The following is a 10,092-nucleotide window of genomic DNA, read 5'->3' as shown; positions in this document are numbered from 1 at the left end:
AAGCTGGTGAGCAGAATCAGCGGCATCGAAAGGCCGTCTGCCCCCACAGACCAACCCAAGCCCAGCTGGGGCAACCAGGAAACCCGCTGGTAAAGCTGTAAGCCAGCGATATCGGGGTCGTAGCCCCGCAGATAGGCGGCAACTGTGATCAGAAAGGTTGTGAGCGTTACCCCAAGGGCATACCAGCGCACAACTTTGCCGTCGCCTGGATCAGGTATGAAAAAGATCAGCAGGGAGGCCGTTATCGGCAAAAGAATGGCTGTTGTTAGCCAGGGAAAGGCGTCCAGATCCTTGGCAGCGTCTTGAGAGAGTGTAGAAATTAAGTGCCAACCTGGCATTCACCGGTTGGGTTTGACACACACAGAGCTCCGCTTTTTAGCGCTCTAGCCAAGGGAACCAAAGATCACCACAAGGCCGATAACACCACCAAAAACAATCAGCGCATAAAACTGAGCCCGGCCGGTTTCGAAATATTTGAGCCCTTCTCCGCTGCCAAGGGTTAACAAACCAGTGAGATTCACCACCCCATCCACCACCTTGGCATCCACCTCCAGCACCTGTTTTGCCAGCTTGCGGCTGCCTCTTACAAAAAGCTTTTCGTTGATGGCATCCAAATACCACTTATTGGCAAGGAAGGCATTGATGCGAGGGAATCGAGCCGCAACAACAGTTGCTAGATCAATTTTGTGTAGTGCATAGGCAAACACAGCGATAGCGATACCGGTTGCTGAAATTGCTACAGAAGCTCCAGCTAAGGGTAAAAATTCGGGCCAGTTGAAGTTGGCAGCCATTTCCGCTGCTTCCTTTGGATCAAGTAGAGCGGCAAAGCGGCTATGCCACGGGGTGCCAAGTAAGCCGATCAGGATGGAAGGCACCGCCAGCACCACCAAAGGCAGGGTCATCGGCCAGGCCGATTCATGGGTTTTGCTTTGATGGCCAGCGGCAGCAGCAGCAGCTGGTTTGCCTGACGCCAGCAATAGTTCTTGGCGCAACTGCAGATCGCCACCGCGGAAAGGCCCCTCAAAGGTGAGGAAATAGAGCCGAAACATATAAAAAGCAGTCATGCCGGCAGTTAATAAACCCACTGCCCACAACAGGGGATAGCTGTTAAAGGCTTGGCCCAGGATTTCGTCTTTGCTCCAAAAACCAGCCAAAGGTGGGATACCACTAATGGCAACGCAACCGATCAAAAAGGTGATCGCTGTGATCGGCATCGTGCGTCTTAAGCCCCCCATCAGGCGCATGTCTTGAGCTAACGCCGGTTCGTGGCCCACCACTTCTTCCATCGCATGGATTACAGAACCGGAACCCAGAAACAACATCGCCTTAAAAAAGGCGTGGGTTACAAGGTGAAACATGCCCGCAATCGGTGCACCGCAACCCATGGCCAGCATCATGTAACCCAACTGACTCACAGTGCTGTAAGCCAAACCCTTTTTGAGATCCATCTGGGTAAGGGCAATCGTTGCGCCAAGGAAGCATGTGATCGTGCCCACAACAGCAATAACTGTTTGCACATCTGGAAACAAGCTGTAAAGGGGCTCAAGCCGCGCCACCAAAAACACCCCTGCCGCCACCATCGTTGCGGCATGGATTAAGGCCGAGATAGGGGTAGGACCCTCCATCGCATCAGGCAACCACACATGCAAAGGGAACTGGGCCGATTTCGCCATCGGGCCCATAAACACAAATAAACAAAGAGCTGTTGCAGCCCAGCCAGACACCCTGCCATCAGCCATAGCGGCACTCAAGCCAGTGGCGATCCCCTCGAAATCAAAACTGCCAGTAGCCCAAAACAAACCAAGAATCCCTAGTAACAGGCCAAAATCTCCAACCCGATTCACCACAAAAGCTTTTTGGGCTGCGTGGGCTGCCCCATCTCTGTCGTACCAGAAGCCCACTAAAAGGTATGAACACATCCCTACTAATTCCCAAAAAACATATATCTCCAGCAGGTTTGGGCTGATTATTAGCGCCAGCATCGAGCTGCTAAATAAGGCGAGATATGTGAAAAAACGTACATAGCTTTTGTCGTGAGCCATGTAGCCATGGGAATAAATCATCACCAAAACGGCGATGGTGGTTACCAAAGCGAGCATCACTGCGCCGAGGGGATCCACCCTGAAGCCCATCTCCAGGTTGAAATCACCGGCGCTAGCCCAGTTGAACAGAGCTTCATAGGGGGCAGCTCCCCGCAACTGTTCAGCTAAAACGGCAAAACTTAAAACTCCAGAAGCGCCAACGCTGCTGAGCAGCAATACCGCCACCGGTTTTCGCAAACGATTAACGGTGCGGTTGAAACTGATCAGCCCTAGGCCCACCAGCACAGCTCCCGCCAATGGCAAAACGGGGATTAACCAGGCAACTTCGGCAGCCGAAGGCATCTGAACGGCAGGCGAATGTGTGAAGTGTAGGCAGCACCGCTAGTGAAGCCAGTGGCCAATTCCAGAGCGAGCAAAGCTGGTGGCCCCTAAACCAATCCAACGGTGCGCTAACCAGAACAAACCAATCGCAATTGCGATACCAAGCTGAGCTGGCCGCAGGAATTCAGCCAGTACTAATTTTTGGCGCCCATCCAGCACCGCTCGAAATGGCAGCACCGAGGTATTTGCCTTTAATTCAGCAAACGCATCACCAAACCTGGCGCTGAGCCGTCTGTCGCCATTCCAAACGGCAAAAAGATGGTGGGCGATAAGCCCCGCACTGGTAACCACCATGAAACTGCTGCCGATCCAAAGCAGATGGGTGAGGCACCAAAGCACCTGCCCCACCGCTTGGGGATGGCGGCTGATGCGGATAACGCCGCTGGCATAAAGCCGCACTTTTGGCTGCAACAAAGCTGGAATCTCCAGCAGGTTGTAAGTGGCGGGATAAAGAAAGAAAAAACTGATGGCAGTGCCCACCCACACAAAGGGCACAATCCAGCTCTGCCCTTGGAAATCCCAAAGCCGTAGGCCGTCGTAGCGATGGGCCAGAAAGTAACCCACCAAAACCACCGCTGATGGGATGCTGATGGCGGCAAACAGTAGGCGCCAGGCCCGTTCGCCAATGCGGGCGGCCCCCCACGTACGCAAAGAAGCTCCGCCGCTGTGGAGCAGCGCAAACACCAGCAGCAAGGCCAACATCACGAGGCTGCTGCTATGCAGGCTGTTTTGGTGCAGTGTGGAAGGGGCCACCAAAGAAAACGGCTGGAAATGGCACCCTAGAGTTCAAACCATGGCGGACCTTCCGTTCACTATTGATCAGCTGCGCATCCTGCGGGCCATCGCCAGCGAAGGCAGCTTTAAAAAAGCCGCCGATAGCCTCTACGTAACTCAGCCAGCGGTGAGTTTGCAGATCCAAAACCTGGAGAAGCAACTCGATGTGTCGTTATTTGATCGCGGCGGCCGTAAAGCGCAGCTCACAGAAGCAGGCCATTTGCTTCTTACCTATTCCGAGCGCATCTTGAGCCAATGCCAGGAGGCTTGCCGCGCCCTTGATGATCTCCACAACCTCAAGGGGGGTTCCCTTGTGGTGGGGGCAAGCCAAACCACGGGCACCTATTTGATGCCCCGCATGATCGGTTTATTTCGCCAGAAATATCCAGATGTTTCCGTGCAATTGCAAGTGCACAGCACCAGGCGCACCAGCTGGAGTGTGGCTAACGGCCAAGTGGATCTCGCAATCATTGGCGGCGAAGTGCCAAATGAGCTAGCCGAGCAGCTGCAGGTGGTGGCCTATGCCAGCGAGGAATTGGCCCTGGTTTTGCCGATCAAGCATCCAATGGCCCGCATCCAGGAATTACAAAAAGAAGATCTCTACAGGCTTTCTTTTATCTGCCTTGATTCCCAATCCACCACCCGCAAGGTGGTGGATCAGCTGCTTTCCAGGGGCGGGCTTGATGTGCAGCGATTACGAATTGAAATGGAACTCAATTCGTTAGAGGCAATAAAAAATGCGGTGCAAAGTGGCTTGGGCGCTGCTTTTCTGCCAGTGGTGTCGATTGAACGGGAGCTGGCCACCGGTGGTTTGCATCGGGCGGCATTAAGCGATCTAAGTGTGCGGCGTCAATTGCGTTTAATCACCCACCCTGCCCGCTACTGCTCGCGCGCTTCTGCTGCATTCCGAAAAGAGATCCTGCCGGTGTTTGCCAGCCCAGATAGCCCCTTACGCCAAAATCCAGATCAAAGCTGAAGCCGAGTTCAGAATTGATCTGCTTCTGGAGTGATCCCCACGGTGTCGTCTGCGGCGGCACCAGCTACCCCTTTGGTTTGGAACTTGTTCTGGGATGAATCATTTTGATAAACGCAACGCACCACTGGCTTGTCGCGAATTGAGCCGATATAGGCAAAAGTATTCATGCGTTGTTTGCATTCCCGCATTTGTTCATTGGTAACCGCCCCTTCTTTTTGCAATACAGACCAATTCTCGCGGCGGATCACACAACCTGGTTGCAAGGTGGGCTGGGTAACAAAACTGGAGGATGGATTCATCGTGGTGTAGGTCTCCACATCCATCACAAAGGCACTAGCGCCCCATTGCTTACAAAATTCAGGATCTGGCACCGCCATATCCAATTGCTGGCTACTGGCGATGTTGCCTTGGTTGCCAGCGGTGTTGCTACTTAGAGCGGTGCCGATACCAATGCCAAGAATCATCACACCAGCCATCAAGGCGATGGTGGCCGTATTGAATTTCAAGCCAGCTAAACCCTGCCCCGGCTGAGGCGGTGCATTGCGGTTGCGCTCTCGGGAACGCTCCTGTTCGTAGGCGCGCTCATTATCGCGCTCGTTATTCCTGTTGCCGTAGGGAGAGGGGGGGCGGCGTGGGGCCATTTAGAGAGTTTCGGGGCTACGGGGTAAACCCATGGAGTAATTGAGCACCCTGCTTTTTAAGTTGTAACGCAATTCACCAGCCTGCAGTAGCTCACGGATATAACCCTCTAAAGCTGAGCCGATTCCCCGCAGGTTGTAATCGTTCATGGGGGTTCCGGCAGCGGCATCCACTAATTCAGCAAATCGCTGTTGCACCTTGGCGAGGGGGCTTTCATCCCATTCAAATTCGCTATCTGGATCTAAATCCAGCGTTAGTTGATCTGCCGCGGCCGTAAGGATGCCGTTGCTGCCAACGGTGGCTGCGAAAATGCGCACATGGCGGGTGGTGCACTTAAGTGGCGTATCAGACACCAGCGGTAAACAGCAGAAGGTTTTCTAACTCTATGGTGGGCGCTCAATTCAAATAGGTGTGGTGATGAGGGTGGCGATTGCCGGGGCCGGGTTGGCGGGATTGGCCTGCGCCAAATACCTCAGTGATGCCGGCCATACAGCGGTTGTTTATGAAGCCCGCGATGTGCTCGGCGGCAAGGTAGCTGCTTGGCAAGATGAAGATGGAGATTGGTATGAAACCGGTTTACACATCTTTTTTGGCGCCTACCCAAACATGCTGCAGCTGTTTGCTGAACTTGGCATAGAAGAGCGGCTGCAGTGGAAAAGCCACTCGATGGTTTTTAACCAGCGGGAGGTGCCCGGTTCCTACAGCCGCTTTGATTTCCCTGATCTGCCAGCACCACTAAATGGTGTTGCGGCAATTCTTGGCAATAACGATCTACTCACCTGGCCGGAAAAGATTGCCTTTGGTTTGGGGTTGGTTCCTGCAATGTTGCGGGGTCAAGAATATGTTGAGAAGTGCGATAAATATTCATGGACTGAATGGTTGCGTTTGCATAATATTCCCGAACGGGTTAATGATGAAGTATTTATCGCGATGAGTAAAGCGCTTAATTTTATTGATCCCGATCAGATTTCCAGCACCGTATTACTCACAGCATTAAATCGTTTTTTGCAAGAAAAGAATGGGTCTAAAATGGCTTTCCTCGATGGAAATCCTCCCGAGCGGCTCTGCCAACCAATGGTTGAACATATTCAAGCCAGCGGAGGTGAAGTACATCTGGAAACTCCCCTAAGAGAAATCCAGCTCGGCGAGAATGGAGCTGTTACTGGTTTTCGGATTGGTGGGATCAATGGCAAGGAGGGCTTTGTGGCGGAAGCTGATGCCTACGTGAGTGCTTTGCCTGTAGATCCATTTAAATTACTTTTGCCTAAATCCTGGCAAGAGATGCCATTTTTTAGCCGCCTTGAGGGGCTGAAGGGAGTGCCAGTTATTAACATCCATTTGTGGTTTGATCGCAAACTCACTGATATAGATCATCTGCTTTTTAGTAGATCACCTCTGCTCAGTGTGTATGCCGATATGAGTAATACCTGCCGCGAATATGCAGATCCGGATCGCTCTATGCTCGAATTGGTTTTTGCACCCGCCCATGATTGGATCGGCAAGCCTGATAACGAAATTATCGCTGCCACTTTGGGCGAATTAGAGCGCCTATTCCCTCAACATTTTGGTGGCACTGAGCCAGCTAAGTTGCGAAAAAGTAAAGTTGTAAAAACCCCTTTATCCGTTTATAAAACAGTGCCTGGCTGCCAAGCTCTGCGCCCCAGCCAAACCACACCGATTAGTAATTTTTACCTCGCTGGCGACTACACAATGCAGCGCTACCTCGCTTCGATGGAAGGGGCCGTGTTGAGCGGTAAGCTCTGCGCGGCGGCGGTGGCGGGCTAACAAATGGTTTTTTGCCCTGTGCGATCTATTGCGGTGCTCCCCTCCTTAGAAGAGGCTTACGAAAGCTGCCGGGTAGAAACTGAACGCTGGGCTAAAACTTTTTATCTCGGCACTCTTTTGATGCCCCCTCCAAAGAGGCGGGCGATCTGGGCCATTTATGTGTGGTGCCGGCGCACCGATGAATTAATGGATAGCGAGGAAGCCCAAAAATTACCGGTGGAAGAACTCAGCGAACGTTTAAACATTTGGGAGGAACGCACTAGATGTTTGTTCAAAGGTGTTGTGTTTGATGGCCTTGATCTGGTGATGGCGGATGTGATCCAGCGTTATCCCCAACCTTTAGAGCCATACCTTGAAATGATTGAGGGGCAACGGATGGACCTTAATCAGCATCGATATGCCACTTTTGCGGATTTGGAGTGCTACTGCTATCGGGTTGCAGGCACCGTTGGCTTAATGACCCAGGAGGTTATGGGCCTTGATCCTGCTTATATCAGTGCCCCTTGGAGCAGCAAACCAAATACCAGTGATGCAGCTGTGGCTTTAGGGATCGCTAATCAACTCACAAATATCCTGCGTGATGTGGGAGAGGATCGCGCCCGCGGCCGAATTTATCTACCTCAGGAAGATCTGCTGCGCTTTGGTTATTCAGAAGCTGATCTACTCGCCGGCACTCTCAACGCAAATTGGAATGCCTTGATGGCTTTTCAATTGCAACGGGCCCGCCAATGGTTTGCTCGCTCTGAATCTGGGGTGCGCTGGTTAGCAGCAGATGCCCGTTGGCCTGTATGGGCTTCGTTGCGCTTGTATCGCGGCATTCTTGATGCAATCGAAAAACTCAACTACGACGTTTTTAACCACAGGGCTTATGTGCCAAGGGTGGGGAAATTTCTAGATCTACCCGTTTCCTATGTGATAGCTCAAGCCCGTTGAGCTAACCATTCTTGCAAAATTGGATTCACTATTTCTGGTGCTTCATCGTGGGGGCAATGGCCGAGGCCAGGTAATAAGCGCAGCTCTTTAATGCAACTGAATTGATCCCGCCAGCGGGCGGCCTCGAGGGGGGCTTCCCAGGGATCTGCTGCGCCCCAAAGCAAACGCACCGGCACATTTAATACCTCCAGCAGCTCGGGGGCGAGGTGGTCGTTGAAGAGATTTATGAAACCGCGGAAACTTTCAGTGGCGCCGGGAGCGCAGCTGGGCAGGTGCAGCAAGCTGATCAGCTCTTGATCAATATTTGCGCCGCTTGGATAGGCCCGCAACAGCACGCTACGAATAAAAGCGGGCCTGGCTAGTAAACGAAATAACGGTGCAATTACCCAGCGTTGTTTTACTAATTGCTTTATCAAAGGGCGACTGAGTTTTTCTAAACCGGGCAGCTGGGCTGAGCGTTTGTCGTCGAGGGTGCGCTGGGCGCAATCGATCAGGATTACCTGGGCTGGTGCGTACCCTTCCTCTTGCATCAAGCAGGCAGTGGTAAGGGCCACCATCGCACCAATTGAATTGCCCACCAGGTGCACTTCAGCGCCGGGCACTGGCTGCACCACTTGGTTTATGAAATCCCGTAGCAAGCTGGCCCATAGGTTGAAGCAGTAAATCACCGACCCAGGGCTTTTTGCTTCTTTAGGCAATTGCGAGCGTGGTTTTGCGCTGGCACCAAAACCAAGTAAATCGATAGCAAAAACAGGTCGGTTTTTGCTTAATTCCTCAATATTGAAACGCCAATGGCCACTAGAAGCGCCAAAGCCATGCACCAACACCACAGGTGCACCGTTAGCGCTATCCCCCTGCTGCCGATAAGCAATTTCCTGAGGGCCAGCTTCCCCTTGCCATAACCAAAAACGTAAGGGGGTTAAAGGCATTAGTTAATTGGTTGCTTGAAAAAACTATTTCTAGGCAGTTGTTTTTTGATTTTCCAAAAGATCTTTCAATTTTGAAAGTTCTCCAGCCCAACGGGGATCTGGGGCAGCAGCGGCGGGAGCGTCACTATGAACAACCTTATCCACAGATTTACGCGATGGAGTGGGTCCGGCGGAACCGGGGCGCCGATCGTTATTACCACCACGCTCATTGCCACGGCTTTCTTTCTTTTCAGAAACCTCTACTTTCATTTGGCTGCCGCCATATTCAAGGCCGTTGAACTGGGCAATTACTTCATCGGTGAGTTTGGCGTCGTCCACATTGACAAACCCAAATCCACGGCAACCGCCGGTTTCGCGATCTAAAACCGCTTTAAACCTCACTCCAGCGCCAACGGCAGCAAACATATTCTCCAGTTCTTTTTGATCGAAAGACTGGGGCAGATTGCCAACGTAGAGGCGGATGCTCATGGGAAAAGAAGAAAACGTGGGGCCTTGGTTTTAACCAGAATTGCTGGAAGCTCGGGCCGTATCAATGCAGTTAATCATGCGGCCGGGGGAGTTGATCAAGAAAATGCTTGGCCGCTTCAAGGTTGTGGGGCTTACCGAAAGCGCGAGCTTTGGTGAGTTGCCACAGCAATGCGCCAATGGCCGGCCCGGGTGATAACCCCAGCTGTTGCTGCAACTGGGCTCCATCGATGGGGCTGCGGGGATGAAATAGGCGGTCTTCTGGGTTTCGCCATCGCTCCAGCCAGCCCTCTGTAGCCCCGGGAATCAGCAGCACCAAGGCGCCTAAATCTGCCTCTAAATCCAGGCAGAGCCTGAGTTGTTCCTCCTCAAGCAGCACTGGATTTTGCAGGATGGTTTGCCACCAGTGGCGCAATATCTGGCAGCGTTGCTGCAATTTCTTGCTGGCTTTCAAACGCCCCAAGCTGCGGGCGCTAAACAACTGGGCCAGCCGCGCTAGGGGTAAGGCTGTGGCGGCCTCCTCGCTGCTTAAGGGGCAAGCGGAATCGAGATTTATGTTTTTTGGGTTTATTAATTTTTGGTTACGGCAAAATTGCAGCGGCTCTAGCCATGGCTGCAGCAAGCCAAGCTCAATGGCCTGCTCTAAGCCCTTTGAGCCATGGGAACAGCGCGCCAATTTTTCTAGTTCCGCCAGCACCCGTTCAGGGGCCACTTGGCCCAATAAAGCCCCATGGCGTTGCAGCAGTTTGCAGCTGGCCGATTCCAGCTGAAAATTAAGCTCTGCCGCCAGCCGCGGCCCCCGCAGCAGCCGCAGGGGATCAGCCTGCAAATTTTGTTCGCTGATGGCAGTAATTAGCCCCTTTGCCAGATCAGCTAACCCCCCTTGCGGATCAAGCAGGGGGCCATTGCCATCTAGTGGTAATGCCATGGCATTGATCCGGTAATCGCGTCGAGCTAGGTCTTCTTCAAGGTTGGCGCCGCTACAGGCAGCAAGATCAACGGTGTATGGGCCAAGCACCACACGGGCCATATCTCTTTCCGCATCAAGCACCACCACCACACCTCCATGGGCTTGCGCTAGCTGGCGAGCTAATGGAATCGCCCCTGCTGGCACCACAAGATCAAGGTCTGGATGGGGAGCCAATCGATTTAAAAGTCCATCGCGCAC

Annotated in this window: 10 protein-coding genes and 1 pseudogene; 3 read left to right on the top strand and 8 right to left on the bottom strand. The window is 52.8% G+C overall.

Annotation, left to right across the window (positions count from 1 at the left end):
• The 3 genes and pseudogenes from KB557_RS06425 to KB557_RS06415 all read right to left on the bottom strand — a co-directional run.
• Positions 1 to 338: pseudogene (locus tag KB557_RS06425) on the bottom strand (NAD(P)H-quinone oxidoreductase subunit 4); the annotation flags it as partial.
• A gap of 45 nt (positions 339 to 383) precedes the next feature.
• Complete coding sequence (locus tag KB557_RS06420; RefSeq protein ID WP_255132439.1) at positions 384 to 2,384, bottom strand: NAD(P)H-quinone oxidoreductase subunit 5; 2,001 nt, start codon at positions 2,382 to 2,384, stop codon at positions 384 to 386.
• 39 nt (positions 2,385 to 2,423) lie between these two features.
• Positions 2,424 to 3,125: an NnrU family protein gene (locus KB557_RS06415; protein WP_255132440.1), complete on the bottom strand. Its 702-nt coding sequence runs from the start codon at positions 3,123 to 3,125 to the stop codon at positions 2,424 to 2,426.
• A 91-nt stretch (positions 3,126 to 3,216) separates the two neighbouring features.
• On the opposite strand from KB557_RS06415, the gene KB557_RS06410 reads away from it, so the two are divergent.
• Positions 3,217 to 4,173, top strand: coding sequence for a LysR family transcriptional regulator (locus KB557_RS06410; protein ID WP_255132438.1), 957 nt, complete (start codon positions 3,217 to 3,219; stop codon positions 4,171 to 4,173).
• An 8-nt stretch (positions 4,174 to 4,181) separates the two neighbouring features.
• On the opposite strand, the gene KB557_RS06405 is transcribed toward KB557_RS06410, so the two are convergent.
• Together KB557_RS06405 and ndhM are read right to left on the bottom strand one after the other, a co-directional pair.
• Positions 4,182 to 4,814 (bottom strand): DUF3172 domain-containing protein, encoded by a 633-nt coding sequence (locus KB557_RS06405; RefSeq protein WP_255132437.1) that lies wholly within the window; start codon positions 4,812 to 4,814, stop codon positions 4,182 to 4,184.
• Complete coding sequence (gene ndhM / locus KB557_RS06400; protein WP_255132436.1) at positions 4,815 to 5,165, bottom strand: NAD(P)H-quinone oxidoreductase subunit M; 351 nt, start codon at positions 5,163 to 5,165, stop codon at positions 4,815 to 4,817.
• Between the two features lie 64 nt (positions 5,166 to 5,229).
• Here ndhM and pds point away from each other — a divergent pair, with 64 nt between their 5' ends.
• Together pds and KB557_RS06390 are read left to right on the top strand one after the other, a co-directional pair.
• Positions 5,230 to 6,597, top strand: a complete 1,368-nt coding sequence (gene pds, locus KB557_RS06395; RefSeq protein ID WP_255132435.1) for a 15-cis-phytoene desaturase — start codon at positions 5,230 to 5,232, stop codon at positions 6,595 to 6,597.
• A gap of 3 nt (positions 6,598 to 6,600) precedes the next feature.
• The gene (locus KB557_RS06390) at positions 6,601 to 7,530 is read left to right on the top strand and encodes a phytoene synthase (protein WP_255132434.1); all 930 of its coding nucleotides are present in this window, start codon (positions 6,601 to 6,603) and stop codon (positions 7,528 to 7,530) included.
• On the opposite strand, the gene KB557_RS06385 is transcribed toward KB557_RS06390, so the two are convergent.
• From KB557_RS06385 to KB557_RS06375, 3 genes are all read right to left on the bottom strand, one after another.
• Positions 7,518 to 8,459, bottom strand: a complete 942-nt coding sequence (locus tag KB557_RS06385) for an alpha/beta fold hydrolase (protein WP_255132433.1) — start codon at positions 8,457 to 8,459, stop codon at positions 7,518 to 7,520. The genes KB557_RS06390 and KB557_RS06385 overlap by 13 nt on opposite strands.
• Positions 8,460 to 8,489: 30 nt before the next feature.
• Entirely contained in the window at positions 8,490 to 8,927 is a 438-nt protein-coding gene (locus KB557_RS06380) for an RNA-binding protein (RefSeq protein ID WP_255132432.1), read from the bottom strand.
• A 70-nt stretch (positions 8,928 to 8,997) separates the two neighbouring features.
• The coding region (locus KB557_RS06375; RefSeq protein WP_255132431.1) for a CCA tRNA nucleotidyltransferase at positions 8,998 to 10,092 on the bottom strand (1,095 nt) is incomplete at its 5' end.

The organism is Synechococcus sp. Cruz CV12-2-Slac-r (assembly GCF_024346075.1).
Taxonomy (GTDB): Bacteria; Cyanobacteriota; Cyanobacteriia; order PCC-6307; family Cyanobiaceae; genus Synechococcus_D.
The sequence above is the reverse complement of the archived record's forward strand: the minus strand, read 5'-3'. Positions and strand labels throughout refer to the sequence as shown.